The 22,242-nt window shown below is 65.4% G+C and carries 22 protein-coding genes; 13 read left to right on the top strand and 9 right to left on the bottom strand.

The window, feature by feature from the left end:
* Positions 1-7: 7 nt before the first annotated feature.
* Genes AABD04_RS16885 through AABD04_RS16870 form a run of 4 tightly spaced genes read left to right on the top strand, consistent with a single transcriptional unit; the run spans position 8 to position 4,078 of the window.
* Positions 8-1,093: a glycosyltransferase gene (locus AABD04_RS16885; protein ID WP_341441879.1), complete on the top strand. Its 1,086-nt coding sequence runs from the start codon at positions 8-10 to the stop codon at positions 1,091-1,093.
* Positions 1,090-2,199: a glycosyltransferase gene (locus tag AABD04_RS16880; protein ID WP_341441878.1), complete on the top strand. Its 1,110-nt coding sequence runs from the start codon at positions 1,090-1,092 to the stop codon at positions 2,197-2,199. The genes AABD04_RS16885 and AABD04_RS16880 overlap by 4 nt, the downstream gene beginning before the upstream one ends.
* Positions 2,196-3,239, top strand: coding sequence for a glycosyltransferase (locus AABD04_RS16875; RefSeq protein WP_341441877.1), 1,044 nt, complete (start codon positions 2,196-2,198; stop codon positions 3,237-3,239). The genes AABD04_RS16880 and AABD04_RS16875 overlap by 4 nt, the downstream gene beginning before the upstream one ends.
* Positions 3,236-4,078, top strand: a complete 843-nt coding sequence (locus tag AABD04_RS16870; protein WP_341441876.1) for a glycosyltransferase family 2 protein — start codon at positions 3,236-3,238, stop codon at positions 4,076-4,078. The genes AABD04_RS16875 and AABD04_RS16870 overlap by 4 nt, the downstream gene beginning before the upstream one ends.
* A gap of 56 nt (positions 4,079-4,134) precedes the next feature.
* Here AABD04_RS16870 and AABD04_RS16865 read toward each other — a convergent pair whose 3' ends face one another.
* Positions 4,135-5,322, bottom strand: coding sequence for an esterase/lipase family protein (locus AABD04_RS16865; protein ID WP_341441875.1), 1,188 nt, complete (start codon positions 5,320-5,322; stop codon positions 4,135-4,137).
* Positions 5,323-5,618: 296 nt separating this feature from the next.
* Between AABD04_RS16865 and AABD04_RS16860 the strand changes: the two genes are divergently transcribed.
* A complete protein-coding gene (locus AABD04_RS16860; RefSeq protein ID WP_341441874.1) occupies positions 5,619-6,848 on the top strand; it encodes a PucR family transcriptional regulator in 1,230 nt (409 codons plus the stop codon).
* On the top strand, positions 6,845-7,573 hold the full coding sequence (locus AABD04_RS16855) for an EAL domain-containing protein (RefSeq protein WP_341441873.1): 729 nt from the start codon (positions 6,845-6,847) through the stop codon (positions 7,571-7,573). Before AABD04_RS16860 ends, AABD04_RS16855 begins: the two co-directional genes overlap by 4 nt.
* A gap of 91 nt (positions 7,574-7,664) precedes the next feature.
* On the opposite strand, the gene AABD04_RS16850 is transcribed toward AABD04_RS16855, so the two are convergent.
* The gene (locus AABD04_RS16850; protein WP_243597216.1) at positions 7,665-7,862 is read right to left on the bottom strand and encodes a CsbD family protein; all 198 of its coding nucleotides are present in this window, start codon (positions 7,860-7,862) and stop codon (positions 7,665-7,667) included.
* 118 nt (positions 7,863-7,980) lie between these two features.
* Between AABD04_RS16850 and AABD04_RS16845 the strand changes: the two genes are divergently transcribed.
* Positions 7,981-8,442 carry a hypothetical protein gene (locus AABD04_RS16845; protein WP_341441872.1) on the top strand — a complete coding sequence of 154 codons (462 nt, stop codon included), beginning with the start codon at positions 7,981-7,983 and terminating at the stop codon, positions 8,440-8,442.
* A 69-nt stretch (positions 8,443-8,511) separates the two neighbouring features.
* On the opposite strand, the gene AABD04_RS16840 is transcribed toward AABD04_RS16845, so the two are convergent.
* The 4 genes from AABD04_RS16840 to AABD04_RS16825 form a co-directional block, all read right to left on the bottom strand.
* Positions 8,512-9,060: a Dps family protein gene (locus AABD04_RS16840; RefSeq protein WP_341441871.1), complete on the bottom strand. Its 549-nt coding sequence runs from the start codon at positions 9,058-9,060 to the stop codon at positions 8,512-8,514.
* A 79-nt stretch (positions 9,061-9,139) separates the two neighbouring features.
* Positions 9,140-10,207, bottom strand: coding sequence for a TerC family protein (locus AABD04_RS16835; RefSeq protein ID WP_341441870.1), 1,068 nt, complete (start codon positions 10,205-10,207; stop codon positions 9,140-9,142).
* Positions 10,204-10,359, bottom strand: a complete 156-nt coding sequence (locus AABD04_RS16830) for a hypothetical protein (protein WP_183130214.1) — start codon at positions 10,357-10,359, stop codon at positions 10,204-10,206. The genes AABD04_RS16835 and AABD04_RS16830 overlap by 4 nt, the downstream gene beginning before the upstream one ends.
* Positions 10,360-10,561: 202 nt before the next feature.
* A complete protein-coding gene (locus AABD04_RS16825) occupies positions 10,562-11,779 on the bottom strand; it encodes a PucR family transcriptional regulator (RefSeq protein ID WP_341441869.1) in 1,218 nt (405 codons plus the stop codon).
* A 177-nt stretch (positions 11,780-11,956) separates the two neighbouring features.
* Here AABD04_RS16825 and AABD04_RS16820 point away from each other — a divergent pair, with 177 nt between their 5' ends.
* Both AABD04_RS16820 and AABD04_RS16815 read left to right on the top strand, forming a co-directional pair.
* The gene (locus AABD04_RS16820; protein ID WP_341441868.1) at positions 11,957-13,396 is read left to right on the top strand and encodes an amino acid permease; all 1,440 of its coding nucleotides are present in this window, start codon (positions 11,957-11,959) and stop codon (positions 13,394-13,396) included.
* The gene (locus AABD04_RS16815; protein WP_341441867.1) at positions 13,393-14,292 is read left to right on the top strand and encodes a universal stress protein; all 900 of its coding nucleotides are present in this window, start codon (positions 13,393-13,395) and stop codon (positions 14,290-14,292) included. The genes AABD04_RS16820 and AABD04_RS16815 overlap by 4 nt, the downstream gene beginning before the upstream one ends.
* A 4-nt stretch (positions 14,293-14,296) precedes the next feature.
* Here the strand turns inward: AABD04_RS16815 and speB are convergent, their stop codons facing one another.
* Positions 14,297-15,256 carry an agmatinase gene (speB, locus tag AABD04_RS16810; RefSeq protein ID WP_341441866.1) on the bottom strand — a complete coding sequence of 320 codons (960 nt, stop codon included), beginning with the start codon at positions 15,254-15,256 and terminating at the stop codon, positions 14,297-14,299.
* Between the two features lie 104 nt (positions 15,257-15,360).
* Here speB and AABD04_RS16805 point away from each other — a divergent pair, with 104 nt between their 5' ends.
* The 3 genes from AABD04_RS16805 to AABD04_RS16795 are packed head-to-tail and all read left to right on the top strand — an operon-like array spanning position 15,361 to position 18,508.
* Positions 15,361-15,993, top strand: coding sequence for a helix-turn-helix domain-containing protein (locus AABD04_RS16805; protein WP_243608294.1), 633 nt, complete (start codon positions 15,361-15,363; stop codon positions 15,991-15,993).
* Entirely contained in the window at positions 15,990-16,826 is an 837-nt protein-coding gene (locus AABD04_RS16800; RefSeq protein WP_341441865.1) for a carbon-nitrogen hydrolase family protein, read from the top strand. Before AABD04_RS16805 ends, AABD04_RS16800 begins: the two co-directional genes overlap by 4 nt.
* Positions 16,823-18,508: a flavin monoamine oxidase family protein gene (locus AABD04_RS16795; protein WP_335741299.1), complete on the top strand. Its 1,686-nt coding sequence runs from the start codon at positions 16,823-16,825 to the stop codon at positions 18,506-18,508. The genes AABD04_RS16800 and AABD04_RS16795 overlap by 4 nt, the downstream gene beginning before the upstream one ends.
* Here AABD04_RS16795 and AABD04_RS16790 read toward each other — a convergent pair.
* Positions 18,505-19,209 (bottom strand): YoaK family protein, encoded by a 705-nt coding sequence (locus tag AABD04_RS16790; RefSeq protein WP_341441864.1) that lies wholly within the window; start codon positions 19,207-19,209, stop codon positions 18,505-18,507. The genes AABD04_RS16795 and AABD04_RS16790 overlap by 4 nt on opposite strands.
* 40 nt (positions 19,210-19,249) lie before the next feature.
* Positions 19,250-20,746, bottom strand: a complete 1,497-nt coding sequence (locus AABD04_RS16785; RefSeq protein ID WP_341441863.1) for a PucR family transcriptional regulator — start codon at positions 20,744-20,746, stop codon at positions 19,250-19,252.
* Positions 20,747-20,876: 130 nt separating this feature from the next.
* On the opposite strand from AABD04_RS16785, the gene gabT reads away from it, so the two are divergent.
* Positions 20,877-22,241: a 4-aminobutyrate--2-oxoglutarate transaminase gene (gene gabT, locus AABD04_RS16780; RefSeq protein ID WP_243608289.1), complete on the top strand. Its 1,365-nt coding sequence runs from the start codon at positions 20,877-20,879 to the stop codon at positions 22,239-22,241.
* Position 22,242: the final 1 nt, after the last annotated feature.

Genomic DNA, 22,242 nt, shown 5'->3' with positions numbered 1-22,242 from the left:
GGAATTCATGATTCGCGTCGCATCGGTTCCGTCCTCGCATGCCTACGTCCAACACCTCCTGCCCGTCCGCTGCGGCTCCGAGCGCGAGCCGCTGTCCGCCGGATCGGTGCAGCTGCTTCCTGATCCAGCACCCGTCCGGGTCGACGTACCCGGGCAGTGGTGGCCACCCCGACTGCTCGATGCCCGGTGGCTCGCCGAACAGACCGACGTGCACTTCGATGTTCTACACGTGCATTTCGGATTCGAGTCCTTCGCGCCGGAGGAACTCACGCGCACCGTCGACCATCTGCACGGCCGCCGCCTGCCCTTGGTGCTGACGGTCCACGACCTGCACAACCCTCATTTCACGGACAACGTGCAGCATCTGAGGCAACTCGACGTACTCGTGCGGGCAGCCGATGCCGTGATCACCCTGACTTCGGGTGCGGCCGCCTGGATCCACGATCGGTGGGGCGTTCGATCCACGGTGGTGGAACATCCGCATGTCGTGCCCCTCGATCGAATGGATCGCTCGCGCCCGCCGTCGGAGTCGTTCGTCATCGGTGTCCACGCCAAGAACCTGCGGTCCAACATGGACCCGTTGGCCGTGATGGATGCGGTCGTCGAGGCCGCACGTTCGCTACCCGACGCAACCGTCCGGTTGGATATCGACGAGGACGTCTTCGAGCACTCCAGCCACTGGTACAACCCCACCATCGGCGCGAAGTTGCTGGACTACACCAGCTTTCCCGACGTGGACGTCCGCGTGCACGGACGGTTCGACGACGACGCGCTGTGGGACTACCTGTCGGCGATCGATGTGTCGGTGCTTCCGTATCGCTTCGGAACGCATTCCGGCTGGCTGGAGGCCTGCCGCGATCTCGGAACGGCCGTTGTTGCGTCGGACTGCGGATTCTACGCGGACCAGGCTCGGGTACACAGCTTCCGAATGGGGGTCGACTCGTTCGATCCCGCCACCCTCGTCGCTGCACTGCGCGCATCGCACGCAGATCGCACCCCGGCCGTCGAGTCCGGCACCAGAGCCCAACAGCGACAACGAATTGCAGATACCCATGCAGCGATCTATCGAGCAGTGATCAAGGAGATGCGTTGAACGAGAAGCCACTTCGCATCGCGGTGCTGGCGTCATCGAGTTTTCCGGTGGCACAGCCTTTCGCGGGCGGTCTGGAGGCACATGTCTACAACCTGGTGCGGGCACTCACCGAGCGTGGGCATCAGGTGAGTCTGTTCGCTGCGGACGGGTCGAGTGTCGACCTGGACGCGACGCTGCTACCGGTGCGAACGTTGGACCTGACGCCGATTTCGATCGCGGACGTCGCGATCACACCCACCGCCATCCGCGAGCACCACGCGTATCTGGCGGTGATGATGGAGCTCGCCGGGACGATGTCTCGGTCCTTCGACATCGTGCACAACCACAGCCTGCACTATCTGCCGCTCGCGATGTCGTCGACGCTGTCCGTGCCGATGGTGACGACACTGCACACACCACCGTTCGCGTGGCTCGAGTCCGCCGTGGCGTTGGCCCCGCCCGGTGCCAATACGTTTGCCGCGGTCAGTGAATTCGCTGCCTCGCAATGGGCGGATGTCACCACCGGAACAGTCGTGGTTCGCAATGGAATTTCGTTGGAGGAGTGGCCGTTCGGTGTCGGCGGCGACTACGTGGTGTGGTCGGGTCGGGTCGTTCCGGAGAAAGGACTGCACCTGGCCATCGCGGCTGCGAAGGAAGCAGGACGTTCGCTGCGTATCGCCGGACCGCTGAGCAATCTCGAGTACTTCCACGAGTTCGTCGAGCCGATGCTCGACGAGAACATCCGTTATGTCGGGCACCTCGATCAGCCCGCGCTTGCGGCGTTGGTGGCCGGTGCCGAGGTAGCGCTCGTCTCACCGGTCTGGTCCGAGCCGTACGGCCTGGTGGTGGCGGAAGCACTGGCCTGCGGCACTCCCGTCGCCGCGTTCGCCAGGGGTGGGATTCCGGAGATCGTCGATGCCTCGTCGGGAGTGCTGGTTGCGGCCGACGACGTACACGGGCTGGCCGCAGCGATTCCCGTGGCGGCGGCGTTGAAGAGATCCGACGTTCGTGCGCGGGCGGAGAAGGTGTGCTCCATGCACCGCATGGTGGACGAGTACGAGGCGCTGTACCGCTCGACACTGGACGCCGCTGCCGATCCGATCGAGGATCGGCTCGCGATCGCATGATCGGCTACTACGCGCACCACCACGGGGTCGGCCACATCACGCGCTCCGACGCCATCGCTCGGTCGATGGCCGAGCCGATGACAGTGCTGTCCTCGCGCTCTCGACCGGCAGGGCATGCGGCGGCCGAGTGGATCACTCTGCCTCTCGATGTCGACGAGGACTCGGACAATGCTTCTCCAGAGGATCCTTCCGCTGGAGGTGTACTGCACTGGGCTCCGCACGACGTGGACGGACTGACCGAACGGATGGCGATCATCGCGGAGTGGGTGGCTCGCGAGCGCCCGCGGGCGGTGGTGGTCGACGTTTCGGTGGAAGTGGCGATGTTCCTGCGGCTCATGGGTGTTCGCGTCGTCGTGATGGCCGTGCCGGGAGAGAGGGTGGATCCGGTCCACAGCCTCGCGTACCGGTCGGCAACGCACATCGTCGCGCCGTGGTCGCAGCAGGTCTACGACCCGGCCTGGCTGCGTCCCTTCAGCGAGAAGACCACCTACGCGGGCTCGATCAGTCGATTCGCCGGACGTGAGCGGACCGCGGGAAACGCCGTCCCCACCGTGGTGGTGCTGGGTGCTGCCGGTGGTACGTCGCTGACCGGCGATCTGGTGGACTCGTGGTCGGCGGTGGATCCTCGCTTCCGGTTCCGCGCACTCGGCGTCGCAGGCGGCGACTGGGTGGACGACGTCTGGCCGGTGTTGTGCTCGGCAGCACTCGTTGTCACGCACGCCGGGCAGAATGCCATCGCCGACGTCGCCGCGTCCGGCGCGCCCGCCATCGTGGTGCCGCAGGCTCGACCCTTCGACGAGCAGTCGGCCACCGGACGGGCCCTGGCCCACGGGGCGATTGCAGAGGTGCTCGATACATGGCCGTCCGTCGCGCGGTGGCACGCCGCGGCGGACCGCGCTCTCGAGCTCGGTGGTCGACGCTGGTCTGCCCTGCGCACCGACGGCGCTCCCGCCCGCGCCGCCCTTGCGATCGAGCAATCAGGAGTGCAGCCGGCGGAACGACCCGGCGTGACATCCGCACCACGAGCTGTTCGACAGTGAAGATCGTCGTCGTCACCGTGGTGTCGGGTCGCCACGCACACTTGGCCGCGCAGGTGCGCGGTCTGAACGGCTCGACCGGGGGACCGGTCGAGCACGTCGTCGTCTCGATGGGCGACACCGCGATCGTCGATGTGCTCGCTCGGGCGGGTTCGACGGCAACGTGCATCGAGATGCCCCAGCAGCACCCGTTGCCGTTGGCACGGGCCCGCAACCTGGGCGCGGCCGCGGCACTGGATCGTGGTGGGGAGTTGCTGGTATTCCTCGATGTGGACTGCATCCCCGGCCCGGAGATGATCGAGAGATACCGTTGCGCGGCAACGTTGCCCGACAACGAGCGTGCGCTGCTCTGCGGCCCGGTGACGTACATGAAAGAGAAGGACCTCGGAGCCGAGGGGGAGTCGCTGACATTGCTGACTGCGCCGCATCGAGCACGGCCCGACCCGCCGGCGAACACCGTGGAGCGCGGAGACAACTTCGACCTGTTCTGGTCCCTGTCCTTCGCGATCGGTGCGGCGAATTGGATCGAACTCGGTGGCTTCTGCGAGGACTACACCGGCTACGGCGGTGAGGACACCGACTTCGCGGCCACCGCGGAGGCGTCGGGCATGGGGTTGCGGTGGGTCGGCGGGGCGCACGCGTATCACCAATTCCACCCGGTTTCCGATCCTCCGGTGGAACATCTCGACGACATCGTCGCCAATGCACGCACGTTCTTCGATCGATGGGGCCGGTGGCCGATGATCGGTTGGCTGGACGCCTTCGCCGCGCGCGGACTCGTGGAGTTCGACGGCTCCGAGCTTCGTCGCTCGCGTCCGACGAGCGTGGATCGACGGCAATGAGGGCGATCGGCGTCGACGGCCGATCGCCCTCATCGGGGGTTGAGCCCTACCGATGGCTATCCGCCGGTGATGGGCGAGTTGTACGCACACGGGATCGACTTCGTGGGGAAGCCCTTCGGATCCAGTGCATTCTTCACGATGCCGATCGCGCGTAGCGAGACCGAGATCGACAGGTGATCGGACAGATCGATTCCGCAGCCGTCCTGCAGGGTGACGTTGTTGACCGTGGCACCGGGACCCGCGGTGAGGAACGTCGTCTTGTACGGGGTGACCACCTCGTCGTACTTGGTGCCGATCACGGTGTATTTGATGCCGGGGTCGGTGTCACCGCCCACAGCCAGTCCCTTGACCAGCGGAGAGTCGATGACCTGGTCCGAGGCCGCGGGGCCCGCGATGGCACCGACGACGCCCAGCACGTTCAGGCCCAGGTTGTTGATGGTGCGACCCAGAGTGCCGATTCCGACGAGCGTCGTGCCGTGGTTCGAGCCGGCCACGCTGACGACGGTGTTCACCTTGTTCTTGGTGGGATCGGCCGGGTTGGCACCGCCCTCGAAACGCAGGTACTGACGGGTGACGAGGCCACCCTGCGAGTGACCGACGATGTCGACCTGAGCGGAGCCGGTCGCGGCCCGCACTGCGTCGATGTAGGTAGCGATCTCCTTGGCGCTCGAGGCGACGGAATCCGTGCCGCGCAACGACTTGATCTGACCGATGGCGCTCGAGTCGGTGTCACCGTAGTTCAGTGCGAAGACGCAGTAGCCTTCCTTCTTCAAGGCAGGCGACATACGCGCGAAGTTGTTGAATGCGTTCTCCCAAGTGCCGTGCAGCAGCACGACCGGCCGCGGATGCGCTGCCGACGGCTTGCAGTTCCAGTCGTTGGCACCCTGCGGTGCCACGTTCGGATTGACGACGCTGTACAGGAAGCCGGCGAGGAAGTTCGTGAATGCCGGGCCGTACCCCTTCGTCTCGGCCTGTGGATCGTAGGTGCTGGTCGCAGGAGCTGCGGAATCGATGCTCGGGGGAACGATGCCCTGGTCGGCGGCCTTGGGTGACGCCTCGGTCGGTGCGGGCGGGATGACGTCGTCGCCCTGCACGGTGGCGGGCGGGGCGGGCGCGGTAGTGGGCTGAGCGTGGGCTGCAACACCGGAACCGAGGGCAAGCGAGCACGCCATTGCCGCGATCACTGCAGCGCGCACCGTGGTGGCCTTCCGCGTTGCGCGGAAGGTGGACCGAGAAGTGGTCATGAAGGCTGACTTTCGACGAAGGTTGTTGGACAAGGCGGAACAGTAGGCGGCGATTTCGGCCGATTGTGGGCTCCGGTCGAGCGTTTGGAATCTGCCCGTAACCGACACGTCATCGATGAGGGAGCGTCACAAGTGACGTAGCCCGATCCGAATCAGGATGCAGTGCCGGATATGTTGACCAAAACAATCCCAAGGTTTTATTTTTGTTCTATTGTTCGATGACCACGTTCCCCCCGGTACCGATCGGTGTGGATGTGGGGCAGAACTAGGTGTCGAGTTCGAGGGGTGGGTTCGGGGTGACGGCAACAGGGAGCGTGCACGTGCCGCAGGAGGAATACGTCAACGGGCGGCGTGCCTCCGACCGTCTGCGGACGCCGCGGGAGACTGCTGCGCGGATGTTGGATCAGTACATCGGCGAACCCGAGGACACGCCACCGCCGCGCGAGTGTGCCCGCGGTGAACTCGACGACATGACGACGACCTGTTGCCAATTGGCAACAGGGGTGATCGAGTCGGGTCGACTGCCGACGCTCGGTGCGTTGGACGTATTTCGCGATGCCGCCACGCGATGGGCTCGCGACGGCGTGCCGCTCGGACGCATCCAGCACGCGATCAGCGACGGCTGTGTGTCGGGGGTGCGCACAGGACCCCGTTCGGTCGACGGGGCCGTCCTGGTCATGGAACTGCTGGACGTCGTGACCGAGGCCGTGTCCGATGCCTATCTGGCGGAGTTGCGATCGTTGACTCAGAGCGGTCCCCGGCACGATGCGGAACTGCTCGACGCGCTGCTCACCGGAGACGGGACCGCTCGTAAGATCGCCGATCGCATGGGAGCGCTGCTCGCCGAGGACTATCACGTTGTCGCTCTGCACTTCCCGGCTCACGCAGAGGAAGGCGGACGCCGAATCGACCCCACGATGATGGCAGCGCGAAAGCTCCGCAGAATCCACGCGGCGCTGGCAACGGTCGACGCGGCCTGCACTCCCATCGCGTCCCTCAGCCCCACCGGCGGAACCGTGCTGCTGCCCGACGTCCCCGGTGTCGACGTCGGTGACCTCGTCGATCGACTCGCCGACGCGGGTGAAGTTGCAGTGACTGCGACCACCGGATCGGCCTCGATCGACGACATCGCCTCGACTGCGCCTCATCTGTACGAACTGCTGAGCCTCGTACGCCGGCTGCGGTACGCCCCCGGGACCTACGATATTTCGGATCTGGTGTTCGAGTACCAGGTGAGCAGGCCGGGCCTGGGCCGCAAACACCTTGTGACACTGATCGATCCGCTCCGTGACTCGGTCGATCTGTTGCCCACGCTGCAAGCGTTCGTCGACTCGGATTCCAACCGAAAGAAAACGGCCACCTGGCTGACGGTTCACCCCAACACCGTCGACTACCGCTTGAAGCGAGTGGAACAGCTCACCGGGCTCGATCCGATGAAGCCGTCCGGGCTCAGACGGTTACATGCTGCCTTGATCGCCGACCGCCTCGAGGCACGTCGTGTTCCGGTGGGCGAGCGATCACTGTGACGGTGTCGGACGGCGCGGTGCTCGCAGCATCGGCGGCGCTCGATTCGGTGGAGTCCGTGGCTGCGATGTTCCAGCCTGTCGTCGAACTGTCCACAGGAGCAGTCGTCGGATACGAGGCCCTGGCGAGGTGGCCATCTCCGAGCCTGGCTCTGCCCGAGGACGTGTTCGCTCTCGCTCGAGAACGCGGCATGGTGGGCCGCGTCGACGTCGCGTGCCGGGCGGCGGCGCTCCGAGCGGCGCGCGAGCGCTCGTACTCGCGTCGGGTTCGCTTCTTTCTCAACATCGAGCCGGGGTGCTTCGTCGACGAACGCGATGTCGACTCCCACCTCGATGCGATCGGCGACGATCTGGACATCGTCCTCGAAATCACCGAGAGAGATCTCGACCGAAACGTTCCAATGTTGATGGCGCTGGTTCGAGGAGCGCGGGCCCGCGGAATGGCGGTAGCCATGGACGACGTCGGTGCGACGCCTGCGACGTTGCAGCTGTTGGCTTCGGTCGCGCCGGACATCGTCAAACTCGACGCGTCGATCGTCCGGTCACCGTATCGGTCGCGCGCCGCGATGAGGCAGGTGCGCGACTACGTCCGGTCCAGCGACGCAGTTCTGTTGGCCGAGGGAATCGAAACCACCAGGCATCTGCGTCGTGCGACGGCCTTGGGAGCAACGCTCGGTCAAGGCTGGATGTTCGGCCGCCCGATGCCACTGCCGAATCCATCGGTCTGACCGTTCGGCCGGGAACCGACAACGACGAACCCCGCACCCTCGACGGCCTGTGGGCCGGGGTGCGGGGTTCGGATACTTCCGATTCGGAAGATCAGTTCGTGAACTTGTCCTTGATGTTGCCTGCGGCGTCCGAGACGTCGTCGCCGACCTGCTTGGTCTTGCCCGACGCCTGATCCGTTGCGCCCTCGGCAGCAAGATCGTCGTTGTCGGTCTTGTGGCCGATCTTTTCCTTGGCTTCGCCCACGAGCTCTTCTGCCTTGTGCTTTGCCTTGTCGATGAAATCAGCCATGTGAACTCCTCGAAATCGATTGTTCGTTCCGTGCCCGAGAGCTATACCCGCGATCGGAGACGGTAATCATGGGTGGACCGTGCGGATTGTGCCGACGTGATCCGGGTAACCGGGACCCATGGATTCAGAGACCGACAACCCGTCCGCCCCAGACATGCAGTCGCCCGCGCATCGGCGCCCGAGTGGTGTGGACGACGCGACCGTTGCTGCGGCGGGGAAACTGTCCGAGGCACTCGAATGCGTCGAGCGTGCCCGGGGCCACCTCTATTCGTTTCATCAATTGATGGGGCACTCCGACCTGCTGTTGGGAGAGGCTGTGGACGCGCTCGCCGATGCCGGCCACGCAACGATCTCGCAGCGGATCGACGCGGACATGATCGGCCGCAACATCGCGCCGGGACGCTGGACGTTTCAGCTCGTCGAGGAATTCGACGACGGCTATTGGGGTCCGCTTCGCGAACACGATCGGGCGGTGCGAGACGAGCTGATGGATGGGCGTCGCCACGTCTTCGAGGCCGAGATGAAGGAACGGCGTCGGACCCACGGACGCAGCGGGCACGAGGCGAGACCGGCCGACTGACGCCGATCGGACAAAGAAAAGCACCGATCTCGCCGGTGGACGGCGAGATCGGTGCTTTGCGGTGAGTCTCTAGCCTGCCTGTTGCGCGGCGTCGACCTCACTGGATGCGTTCGCGGTGGAGAGCTGGCCGCCCGAGTTCTCCAGGTGTGCCCGCACGAACCAGTGGAAGAGTTCGAGCTGCGCGCTCTGCCCGATGAGCATGTCCTCGGTGACGGGGTCGATCTCGCCGACCTCTTCGATGTTCTTGCGAGTGGTCTCGATGACTCCGGTGTAGACGAGGTCGAGTGCTCCCAGGTGCTCGATGGCCGTCGCGCGACCGATCGAGTAGTCGTCCCAGCTGCGCTCGGAGACGATGGTGCCCGGTGTGCCCTTTGCCGAGGAGCCGAGGGTCGCGATGCGCTCGGCGACGTCGTCCGCGAAACCGCGAACCGCTTCGACCTGAGGATCGAGCATCTCGTGAACCGAGATGAAGTTGGGTCCGACGACATTCCAGTGAATGTGCTTGAGAGTCAGATGAAGATCGTTGTAGGCGTTCAGTCGATCCTGAAGGATCGCGGCGACGCGCGCGCCCACTTCCGAGGTGAGTCCGGGAACGGTGTACGAGTTCTTTTCAGCCATGTGCATGGTTTGCCCCATCCCCCCGGAACACAAACATGCCCCGCCGAATCGAATTCGGCGGGGCATGAGTGGTGAGCGGCTAGGACTTGTCGAGTCGCGGTGAATCCGTGCCCGACGTTCCGGTCGTCGAGGTGCCGGCCGAGGAGGTTCCGTCCGTCGGATCGACGATCGGGCTGTCGGCAGCGACCTCGTCGATCACGTCCGCACTGTCTTCCTCCGGGGGATTCTTCAGGCTCAGGATGATCGAGCCTGCCAGGACCACGATGATGACCACCAGGCTGACCAGCGAGGGGATCTCGGGGATCGACGTGCTGATCACCTTGTGTCCGGCCTGGAGGATCAGCTTGACGCCGATGAAGGCGAGGATGATCGCCAGTCCCTTGGACAGGTAGTGGAACTTCTCGAGCAACCCTGCGAGCAGGAAGTACAGGGCGCGAAGGCCGAGGATGGCGAACGCGTTCGAGGAGTAGACGATGAACGGGTCGTCGGTCACGGCGAGGACGGCGGGAACGCTGTCGACGGCGAACACCAGGTCGGCGGCTTCGATGGCCACCACGACGGCGAGAAGTGGCGTGGCCACCCGCTTGCCGGCTTCCTTGACGAAGAACTTGGTACCGGAGTACTCGTCTTGGACCGGGATGATCTTGCGCAGCAAACGAACCGCGATCGAGTTGCCCGGGTCGTACGACTCTTCCTCGTCCTTCATCAGCTTGTAGGCGCTGTACAGCAGGATGGCTGCGAAGACGAAGAGAACGGCAGCGAACTTGCTGACGATGGCCACACCTGCAGCCAGGAATATTGCGCGGAAGACCAGGGCGCCGATCACACCGAAGAACAGCACGCGGTGCTGGTACTCACGGGGAACCTTGAAATAGCCGAAGATCAGTGCGAAGACGAACAGATTGTCGACGGACAGACTCTTCTCGAGCAACCAGGCCGTCGTGTATTCGACTCCAGCCGTGGTTCCCAAGGTGAAGAACACCACGATGCCGAAGATTATGGCCACGCCGACCCACAGTGCGCTCCACCATGCGGCTTCCTTGAAACCGATGATGTGGGCACCGCGGTGCGCCAACAGGTCGATGGCCAACAGGATGAGGACGACGGCACCGAATGCCGCCCATGCCCACCACGGGACGACGTTCATGAACGGCCACCTCTACTCGTGAATTTGCTGCCGAGCTGCTTCAACTTCGCCTGATTCTCGGGCTTGGTCGCGTACCGACGCGCCTGGTCGATCATCTTCTTGCCCTGTGGGCTGCGAGCGAACGATGTCAACTTCTGTGTCAACGACGCCATCTGTCACACGCTCCTTTTCGTTCTCGTCTGTCTTCGTCTTACCGGTGTTCCGGCCGTGCGTTCGGGCCTCGGCGAAAAACTTCGGGTCATTCCGCAACTACTCCAGTGTGACTGTTCGCTTTCCTGCAGGCATGGTCGTTTTGCGGACACGTTTCGACCGTTTTCGTTGCCGGGTTACGGCAACCTGGGCGGCCACGATATGTCACGAGGACGAGCGAACCTCGGGCCAGTCGAGCAGCTTCGCCCCGAGCACCGCTGTGTGCAGGGCGAACGCCTCGACCGGGTTGCCCACATTCTGCCCGGTCAAATCCTTGATTCGGGACAATCTGTAGGTGACGGCCCGCACCGACAGGTGCATGCGGCGTGCAGTCGACGCGGTGTTTGCGCCCGTGTCGAAGTACGCCTGCAAGGTTTCCAGCAATGGACCCGCTCCGCCTCGCGCGCCCAGCAACGGCGTCAGCAACGTGTCGACCAGATCGGCGATCGCCGCGCGATCGCTGATCAGAACGCGATAGACGAGCAGATCCCGAGCATCGACCACGGGCGCGTCCAGTCCGAGCGAGGACGCCAGATCGAGGGCATCGAGCGCTTCCCGGTACGACGCCGCCACACCGACCGCACCGCTGCGGGCACGGCCGACCCCGATCTGAGTCCGGCCGTATTCTCCTCTGCGCCGAAGATCGACCGATTCCTTCGAGACCGGTGCCGACGACGTGGTGAGGACGCGCCCCACCCGGGTCAGTACATGCTCGACGGCCTCGAGGTCGGGAGCCGGGAACACCAGGATCAACCGGCCCTGCTTGGTGGCGACGAGCAATTCCGCGTCGCCCTTGCTGCCCTGCACGCTGCGCTCGACGAGGCCGATGGCAGAACTGGCGTCGGTGAACGGCTTGGACGACGTCACCACCGCTACGACGTGCGGACTCGACAGATCGAGCCCGAACGTCTGCGCTCGCCCGAGCACCCCGGCGACGTCGGAGGTGCCCGAGAGCAGATCGTCGACGAATTCGCGGCGTGCGAGAACCTCGGCTCTGACGAGAGTTCTGCGGGCGAGCTGAAAGCCTTCGGCCAGTTCGGCCACCGCGTCGTCGACGGCGCGCAGCATCACCTCGCCCGCCGTGACGACCCCGGCCGGGTCGTCGGCGGCTGCGACCACCGCGGGCAGCTCGCGCCACAGCCGCCACGCGGAGGTCAGGTACAGGTCGAGCAACGCGCGCAGGGCAACGCCCGCGCGCGCCGCGGCGTCCCCCTGCGAGCGAAACTCGCGCAGCTGTGCCCGGCTCAGTGGGACACCCGCGTCCACGGCGTCGGTGAGGACGTCGAGGAAGCTGCCCAGGAGTGCCACGTCGAGCCCGCCGGCATCGGCAGCGGCCCGGGCAGCGACCGAGTCGAGCGGTAGCGCATCCCGCTGTGTGGCCATCTGTTCTCGTGTCTCCCATCCGACTGAAGGTCAATGGTAGGCATGGCGGCGTCGGTGGTGAAACGGATCGCTGTCCGCGTCTTCTGATTGCGCGGCGTGTTCGACGTGCAAGAGCCGGTATCCGGGAGCACAATCACCCGATCCGCACAGTTCGTATCCACGTTGGGAGTGTCGGCCATGACCTCGTCGAACAGGCCTGCAGCGAGTCTGCGGTCGCAGTTGCTTCGCAAGAAACCGATCGTGGATGCAGAGCAGCAGACCGGGGGCTTGCAACGAACCATCGGCACCTTTCAGCTGACGATGTTCGGCGTCGGTGCGACCATCGGAACCGGCATCTTCTTCGTCCTGTCGCTCGCGGTTCCCGAAGCCGGTCCCGCAGTGGTGCTCTCGTTCCTGGCCGCGGGTATCGCGGCCGGTCTCGCGGCTATCTGTTACGCCGAAATGGCATCGGCGGTACCGGTTTCGGGCTCGACCTACTCCTATGCCTACGTGACGATGGGCGAGGTGGTCGCGATGGGCGTCGCGGCCTGCCTGTTGCTCGAGTACGGAGTGTCCAGTGCTGCCGTCGCCGTCGGGTGGAGCGGGTACCTCAACGAGCTGTTGAACAACCTGTTCGGGTTCACCATCCCGCACGCGCTGTCCGCTGCGCCGGGTGACTCCGATCCCGGCATCATGAATTTGCCTGCAGTCGTGCTGATCGTGTTGTGCGCCGTTCTGCTCATTCGCGGTGCGAGCGAGTCGGCGGCCGTCAATGCAGTCATGGTCGTCATCAAACTCGGTGTGCTGGCCCTGTTCGCGATCGTCGGATTCACCGCCTTCGACTCCGGCAACTTCTCGGACTTCATGCCGTTGGGCGCAGCAGGGGTGACGGCGGCCGCCGGCACGATCTTCTTCTCGTTCATCGGACTCGACGCGGTGTCCACCGCGGGCGACGAAGTGAAAGATCCGCAGAAGACCATGCCGCGCGCCATCATTGCGGCGCTGATCGTCGTCATCGTGTTCTATCTCGTGGTGGCCGTGGCCGCCCTGGGAACTCAGCCCTGGACCGACTTCGCCGGCCAGGAGGAAGCCGGGCTGGCGGAGATCCTGCGGAACGTCACCGGGCAGGCCTGGCCGGCAACGATTCTGGCCGCAGGTGCGGTCATCTCGATCTTCTCGGTGACCCTGGTGACGATGTACGGGCAGACTCGCATTCTGTTCGCCATGGGCCGAGACGGCATGTTGCCGACAGCGTTTGCCAAAGTCAGTCCGCGCACGCACACCCCGGTCAACAACACGATCGTGGTCGCGGTGATCATCTCGATTCTCGCTGCGTTCATTCCGCTCGACAAGCTGGCCGATCTGGTGTCGATCGGTACCCTCGTCGCGTTCATCGTCGTGGCGATCGGGGTGATCGTGCTTCGTCGGACGATGCCGGACCTGGAGCGTCCGTTCAAGGTGCCGGGCTATCCGGTGACTCCGGTGTTGTCGGTCGCCGCTTGCGTGTACATCCTGTCCGGTCTGCGGTGGACCACGTGGTTCTGGTTCGGCCTCTGGCTCGCCGTGGTTCTCGCGTTCTATTTCCTGTGGGGTCGGCATCATTCGGCGCTCCGATCGGTTGGAAAGGACGCGGAATGAGCGTTCTGATCGCCTTCGCGCCGGGAAAAGGCAGTGTCGGTGCTCTCGATCTCGGTGCCCAACTCGCTCGGTCGTTGGGCAGCGACATCGATGTGGCGACGGTGGTGCCCAAGCCGTGGTCGACGCCGTCTATGGCACGGGTGGATGCCGAATTCGCGGATTGGGCGGCGGCGACGGCAGCCGAATCGGAGGCGAAGGCGCGGCACTACCTGGAGGACCGGGCTCCCGACATCACCGCATCGTTCCATCGCTTGGCACACCGATCGGTGTCGACGGCGTTGACCGAAGCGGCCGAGAGCATCTCGGCCTCGGTTCTGGTGCTCGGTTCCTCGGGCGACGGCGGCCTCGGACAGGTGGTCGTCGGGTCGACCGCAGACAAGCTGCTGCACTCGTCCCCGGTGACGGTTGCCCTCGCTCCGCGCGGCTACCGGATGCGCGAACGCGCAACTCTGACGCGGATCACCTGCGCCTTCTCCGGTGACAGCGAGGCCTCGCGCGTGGTGGGACCCACCGCGGAACTGGCTCGGGCCGCGGGCATTCCACTGCGCTTGGCCTCGTTCGTCGTTCGCGGGGCGACGATGTACCCGCCCGAGATCGGACTGCGCGCCGAGGACGACGTTGCCGCCGAACTCGCCCGAGGGCTGAGTGAGGCGCTGACCGCTGCGGTGGACGACGCTGTCGCGGTGGGACTCCCGGCGGATCGGGTGACGACGGAGTTGGCCTCGGCAGGCAGTTGGCGCGAGGCCCTCGACGAAGTGCAGTGGCAGGACGGTGAGGTGCTGACCATCGGATCGTCCGGGCCGCTGGGGCCGATCGCTCGGGTGTTCCTCGGGTCGCGGGCCACCAAGATCATCCGTCATTCACCGGTGCCGATCCTGGTGCTGCCGCGTCGGTGACGGTCTATCGGTTGAGGGCCAGCACCGAGAGCAGTTCGTAGGCCACGTGAGCCGCGGCGATACCGGTGATTTCGGCGTGGTCGTACGCGGGTGCGACCTCGACGATGTCGGCACCGACCACGTTCAGGCCGACCAGTCCGCGCAAGGTGTTGAGCAACTCTCGGGACGTCATGCCACCGGCCTCGGGCGTGCCGGTACCGGGCGCGTGCGCCGGGTCGAGAACGTCGATGTCGACCGAGACGTAGACCGGACCGCCGTCGAGTCGTCTGCGCATCCTCTCGACGATGCTGGCCACCCCGTCGACCTCGTAATCGTCGGAGCGAATCACCTGGAAGCCGAGCACCCGATCGTCCTCGAGATCCTGCTCGCTGTAGAGCGGGCCGCGAATGCCGATGTGTTGTGAGCGTTCCAGATCGATCAGACCTTCTTCGCTGGCTCGTCGGAACGGGGTGCCGTGAGTGTAGGGAGCACCGAAGTACGTGTCCCAGGTATCGAGGTGGGCGTCGAAGTGCAGGACCGCTATCGGCCCGTGATCACGCGCGAGCGACCGCAGGATCGGCAGTGCGATGGTGTGGTCACCGCCGAGGGTGAGAACCGACGAGCCGTCGGCGCGCAGGTCGGTCACCGCGTCGTGCACCGTGGTCAGGGCCTCGGTGATGTCGAAGGGATTGACCCCGATGTCGCCGAAGTCCGCGACTTGTTGACGGGCGAAGGGCGACACCTTCAGCGCAGGGTTGTACGGCCGCAACAGTTTCGAGGCCGCTCGGATGTGACCCGGGCCGAAACGTGCGCCGGGGCGGTAGCTGACGCCGGAATCGAACGGGACACCGAGGACGGTCACGTCGGCCCGAGACACCTGGTCCAGTCGGGGCAGCCGGGCGAAGGTGGTCGGCTCGGCGAAGCGGGGGACCTTGGTGGCGTCGACCGGACCGATCGGTGGGTGTTCGGGATTGCTCGGGTTCATCGAGAATTCCTTCCGAAGTGGGGTGACGGGTCGACCAGGTCGCCCGGCAAGCGTTACTCTGATGCACGGTCTTGTCAACATGAGTTTCCTGAAAGGCGAGAACGGTGTCGGTGGCTTCGCAGGTCGACAACGACGCGCCGCGTATCGGCGCGCGGCTGAAAGAGGCGCGCCAGAAGAAGCGGTTGACGCTCGACGCGCTCGCCGATACCTGCGGGGTGACCAAGGGGTACCTGTCCAAACTCGAACGAGATCAGGTGAACGCCTCGGTGGCGTCGCTGGTCCGCGTCTGCGCGGCCCTGGACGTACCGGTCGGCTCCCTGTTCGACGACGCCCCGTCCGGCGAGGTGGTTCGCGCACAGTCGTTGCCGCGCATCATGTTCGGCGGTGAGGCCATGACCGAGTACCTACTGACACCGGTGGGGGAGCGTCGGGTGCAGGTGCTGTTGGGCCACATCGACGATGGCGGCGGGAGCGGAGCCGAGGCGTACACCCTTCCGCTCGACGTCACGTTCGTGCACGTGATCGAGGGGGAGTTACGGGTGACCTTCGAAGCCGAGGCGGACGGCACCTTCGCGGGTGAGGAGGTACTGCTCGGTCCCGGAGATGCGTTCACCTTCTCGCCGCGGCGCAGGCACAGCTTCCGTACCGAAGGCAGCGGCGGCGCTCGAGTTCTCTGGGTGCTGGCACCGGCGCTCCCCGAGGAGTTGGCAATGAGGAAACAGGAGTTGCATCGATGACGATCACCGTATCGCTCTTCCAAGGCCCCGAACTGGCCGGCGACGTCGACGCCAACCTATCGGCACTCGACGACGCCGCCATGCGAGCGGCCGCAGCCGGCGCGTCGATCCTGGTGACCCCGGAGATGTCGGTCAGCGGATACGACATCGGCGATCTCGTGCTCCAACGAGCCGAACCGTTCGACGGGCCGATCTTCGAGAGGGTGGCGGCAATCGCTCGATCTCGCTGCATCGCAATCGTCTACGGGTATCCCGAACGCACTCGTTCGGAGATCGGCGGCGACACGGTGTTCAATGCGGTGCAGGTGGTCGATGCATCAGGACGGTCGGTGGCGCGCTACCGCAAGACCCACCTGTTCGGTGAACTCGATCGCGCTCATTTCTCGCCTGGACCGGACCTGTTGGTGCAGTTCGACTTCGGCGGACTGCGCTGCGGTCTGCTCACCTGCTACGACGTCGAATTCCCGGAATCCGTTCGTGCGCACGCCGACGCCGGAACGCAGTGGTTGATCGTTCCGACCGGCCTGATGACCCCGTTCGAGATCATCGCAACACACGTCGTCCCGACACGGGCGTACGAGAGCCAGCTGTTCGTCACCTACGTCAACCGCTGTGGCGCGGAGACGAGTCTGACGTACTGCGGACTGACCTGCGCCGTCGCGCCGGACGGCACCGACCTTGCGCGCGCCGGTGCGCACGAACAACTTCTGACGGTGGATCTGGATCCGGCCGAGCTCGCTCGATCCCGCGCCGTCAACACGCATCTGGCCGATCGCCGCCATGATCTCTACCCGACAGGGTCCTCGCGGCCCAAGCAGGAGACCGACCGATGAGCACACCCGTCACCCCGGACAGCGCAATCGAATCCGAGGACGACCAGCCGCTGACGATGTTCGGCCCGGACTTTCCGTTCGCGTACGACGATTACCTCGCGCATCCGGCCGGCCTGGGGCGTGTTCCCGACGCGGCCCTCGGTACCCGGGTCGCGGTGATCGGCGGCGGACTGGCAGGCATGGTCGTCGCTCGCGAACTGCTCGAGCTCGGTTTGGAACCCGTTGTGTACGAATCGGATCGAATCGGTGGCCGGATGCGGTCGGTGCCGTTCGAGGGGCATCCAGGCGTGGTGGCCGAAATGGGTGCGATGCGGTTTCCGCCGTCGTCGACCGCGCTGTTCCACTACCTCGACGCCGTCGGACTCGACACCACACCGTTTCCGAATCCGCTGGCCGAGGTGACGCCCAGTACGGTGATCGATCTCAAGGGTGAGAGCTACTACGCACGCAAACTCGACGATCTTCCACCGGTGTTCGCCGAGGTCGCCGAGGCGTGGAACCGAACGCTGGAGGACCACGCCGAACTGATTCCGTTGCAGCGTGCGATCCGCAAGCGGGACGTGGCCGAGATCAAACGAATCTGGAACGAGCTGATCGTGAAGTTCGACGATCAGACCTTCTACGGTTTTCTTGCCGCCTCCGAACACTTCTCGTCGTTTCGGATGCGGGAGTTGTTCGGCCAGGTCGGTTTCGGAACGGGCGGATGGGACACCGATTATCCCAACTCGATCCTCGAGATCCTTCGCGTCGTCATCACGGCAGCGGACGACCACCACCGCGGAATCGTCGGAGGCTCACAGCAACTGCCGATGCGGCTGTGGACCGACTCGCCGGCGAACATGGCGCACTGGCCCGCCGGCACGTCGGTGGCCTCGCTGAACGGCGGCACCACGATGTCGCGTGTCACCGAGATCAGGCGCACCGACGGCGGCACCACGATCCACGACGACCGCGGTAACATCCGCACCTACGCCGCCGCCGTCGTGACCGCTCAGAGCTGGATGTTGTTGAGCAACATCAGGTGTGACGACGATCTGTTCCCCATCGACCACTGGACCGCCATCGAACGGACCCACTACATGGGGTCGACCAAGGTGTTCGCGCTCGTCGATCGACCGTTCTGGAAGGACAAGGATCCGGTCACCGGCCGCGATCTGGTGAGCATGACTCTGACCGACCGGATGAGCCGCGGCACGTATCTGCTCGACCAGGGCGAGGGCCGTCCCGGACTGATCTGCCTGTCGTACACGTGGTCCGACGACTCGCTCAAGCTACTGGCCCTCGACCCCACCGAACGCATGAACATCATGCTGCGATCGCTCGAGGAGATCTATCCCGGTGTCGATTTCCGCAGCCACATCATCTCCACACCGGTGACGTTGTCCTGGGAGACCGAACGTGACTTCATGGGTGCCTTCAAAGCCAACCTGCCGGGCCACTACCGCTACCAGGAAAGGTTGTTCACGCACTTCGTCCAGCACGAGCTCGACCCACGACATCGAGGCATCTTCCTTGCCGGCGACGACATCTCGTGGACTGCAGGCTGGGCCGAGGGTGCCATTCACACCGCACTGAATGCGGTGTGGGGCGTCGTGCATCACCTGGGCGGCACGTCGGCACCCGGTAACCCGGGACCTGGCGATGTCTTCGACGCCATCGCGCCGCTTCGGTTGGGTGACTAGCGCTTCGGTCGCAGTGGCCGGGGGGAGCGCTCGTCGAACACGAACAGCGCCAGCGCGATGGTCAGCATGAGGGCAACCATCCAGATCGCCCGCAGCCCGAACAACTCGACCGCGACTGCGCCGATCAGTGCCCCGCCGAAGAATCCGGAGATCACTGCGCCGAACCTTCGGGCGCGCGTTCCGGCCTCCAGATCGTGTTCGACCACCCGGTGAAATGCGGCCATCGCCATGCTGCGGAGATTCCCGGTCGTCATGGTGGTGTTGAACGGCGAATCCACCAGCACGCGAAAGGTGGTCACCTGCACGCCGGCGACGTGAGCGAGGATCACCGAGACCACGGCGTCGGGCACGGTCGCCGGCAGAAAACCGACGACGAGGACGACCAGGATCTCGAACACCAGCACTGCCCGCACCGGTCGTCGCACGATCTTCGCCACCGCGGGCAACGCGATGAACTCCGCGGTCGCAACTCCCAGCACGAAGGCCGCCAGCGGAGGCAGAAAAGCCAGCGCCTCGACCCACCGACCGCCGGCGACATCGACGCCGAGGAGCACCACGTTTCCGGTCTGCGCGCCGGCGAACACGCCGCCGCGGGTGATGTAGGTGTACGCGTCGAGGAATCCACCGACCGCCGCCAGCAGTACTCCGAGCCGAACCGATTTTGCGGTCGCGACGGCGATGTGGGGCTGCGGCGTGGTCACCGACAGAGCTTGGCACACTGGCATGCGGTCACGAGCGCACTCACGCCTGTACCGCAAGGAGTACGAGCAACAATTCCGCTCGCACCCGCGCCGACGTCAGATCGACCGCGAGCAACTCCTCGCAGCGAGTGATCCGGTTTCGCAGGGTGTGCCGGTGTACGGACAGGTGCGTCGCAGCAGTCTCCCAATGCCCGTTGGCCTCGAGAAAGGCCCGGAGCGAGCCGACCAGATCCGCGGTGTGGGTGCGGTCGTACTCGGCGAGCACCGAGATGGTGACGGCCGCCATGGCGCGCAACGACTCCTGGACCGGTTCGGCGGCGAGCAGCATCGATCCGGTGAATTCGACGACGCGATCGTTCGACCCGGCCGCAGCACACGCGAGCGACGCCTGCTTCGACGCCACGGTGGCATCGGCGATGTGGTGGCTGGAGCTGAGGCCGACATACACCGATCGGGGCAGTGAATCGAGCACGTGCGCAACGAAATCGGAGTCGTCCGTACCGCGCAACAACACCACGGCTCCGGTGTCGGTCTTCCGGGCGAACGTCGGACGAGCCCGGGAGCGACATTCCACATCGATCGCCTCGACGATGCGTGCCGACGGTCCGCGTAGCACCGCTACCCTGATTCGCGAGTCGTCGTCGGTGGCCTCGGCGAGATAGCTCGGCACCTGTGTGTCGTCGGGGGAGGGCAGGTGCCCGTCGAGCAACAGACCGAGAGCCAGCGTGTTGAGCCGGGACTGCTCGGCGCGCAGCCGCGTGGGCTTCTCGAGTTCGAGAGTCACCAGCGACACGGCATGCCCGAGCAGAATCTGTTCGATGCCCGTCACCGGACCCGTCGTGCGAATGGCGAGAAAACTCGATGCTCCGCCGGAGGCCGCGACGGAATGCAGGGTGACGGTGCAGCCCGGTTCGCTGACCGACACGGTGGCCGGCGACGCAGACGGTCGAATGCTCCGCGCAATCTCGCGGGAACTCTCGACGAGGTCGGCTGCCGCTGCCGGATGGAACGATTCGGTGCGGTTGCCGATCAGTGCCACCGATGTCGAGGTGGCGACGGCCAGCGCACGGACGATCGCGTCGACGCCGCCGTGCAGGGCCGCCCGCGTGATTCGGGTCTGCACCGAGGCGGCGCGCAGTACCTGCTCGTACTCCTGCTCGGCGATCCGCTTCATGACCGATCTGATTACGGCGGCGAACGGGGTGTCGTAGGGAACCTCCACGACGGGAAGTCCGACCTCCTCGGCGGCGTCGAGCAGATGACGGGGAACAGTGCTGTGGGACAACCCAACTCCGAATCCCAGGCAGGCGACACCAGCGGCGGCCAGGGTGCGGACGTACGCGCCGAGTGCCGGACCGTCGGAGTCGAATCCCAGTCCTGTCGTCAGGATCAGTTCGCCGCCGGACAACCACGGACTTGGATCGGTGAGTTCGGTCGCCTGCGCGAACGTGATGGGTGAAGGACTGCGCTCGGGCCCGCCGCGGTGACTCAGGCGGAGGTGTTGCTGTCTCAGCAGCCAGGACATCTCGATGCTCACCGAACGAACTGTAACGCCCTGGCTGCCGAATTGGAGTGCAATCGAACCCTGGGGTGTACACAATGGCACCGGACTTTCGGGTGGGAGCGGTCGCATACTGATTCGACCAGCCCACACGAAAGGTGCGACCATGGCCTCGATCGAGTACCGACTTCCGCAGGAACGCAGGATCGTCACCGCCTTCCCAGGGCCGAAATCGGCGGCGCTGGCACAGCGCCGCAAGGCCGTCGTGGGTGCAGGGGTGGCGTCGACGCTGCCGGTGTACGTGGCCGATGCCGACGGTGGCGTTGTGGTCGACGTCGACGGGAACTCGCTGATCGACCTCGGGGCCGGAATCGCCGTGACGACAGTCGGTGCATCCAACCCGGCAGTCGTTGCCGCCGTGCAGGATCAGGTCGCGCACTTCACCCACACGTGCTTCATGATCGCACCGTACGAGGGTTACATCGAGGTCGCCGAGAAGCTGGCCGAGCTGACGCCCGGCGATCACGACAAGCGCAGCGTCCTGTTCAACAGCGGTGCCGAAGCCGTCGAGAACGCGGTCAAGATCGCGCGGCACGCCACCGGACGCTCCGCTGTCGTCGTGTTCGACCACGCGTACCACGGTCGCACCAACCTGACGATGGCACTGACCTCGAAGTCGATGCCGTACAAGAGTGGATTCGGGCCGTTCGCTCCCGAGATCTACCGCGCTCCTATGTCGTATCCGTTCCGCGAAGGTCTGAACGCCGACGGTTCTGCGGTCACCGGGGCCCAGGCTGCGGCGAGGGCGATCTCCGTCATCGAAAAGCAGGTCGGCGCAGGCAATCTCGCGGCCATCCTGATCGAGCCTATTCAGGGTGAGGGCGGCTTCGTCGTGCCTGCCGAAGGATTTCTGCCTGCACTGGCGAACTGGGCGCGGGAGAACGACGTCGTGTTCATCGCCGACGAGGTGCAGTCCGGATTCACCCGCACCGGAGCTTGGTTCGCGAGCGAGCACGAAGGCGTCGTGCCGGACCTGATCACCATGGCCAAGGGCATCGCAGGTGGTATGCCGCTGGCCGCCGTCACCGGCCGTGCCGATCTGATCGACGCCGTGCACCCCGGTGGACTCGGCGGCACCTACGGCGGCAACCCGGTGGCCTGCGCCGCGGCCATCGCATCCATCGAGCAGATGGAGACGCTCGACCTCAATGCCCGTGCGCGCGACATCGAACGCACCGTGTCCGAGCGACTGAACGCGTTGGCGTCCGAGCTCGGCATCATCGGCGACGTGCGTGGCCGCGGAGCCATGCTCGCGATCGAGCTCGTGGTGCCCGGTGGACGTGAGCCCAATCCCGAGGCCACCAAAGCCGTTGCGGCTGCGGCACTCGAGGCCGGGGTGATCGTGCTGACATGCGGTACCTACGGCAACGTCATCCGCCTGCTGCCGCCCCTGGTGATCTCCGACGAGCTGCTGGACGACGCGCTCACCGTCCTCGAAGGCGCGCTTCGCACTGTGGCACAGGGGAACTGAC

It is taken from the genome of Rhodococcoides navarretei (assembly GCF_038069675.1).
GTDB lineage: Bacteria > Actinomycetota > Actinomycetes > Mycobacteriales > Mycobacteriaceae > Rhodococcoides > Rhodococcoides navarretei.
This window is presented reverse-complemented; position numbering and strand designations above follow the sequence as displayed.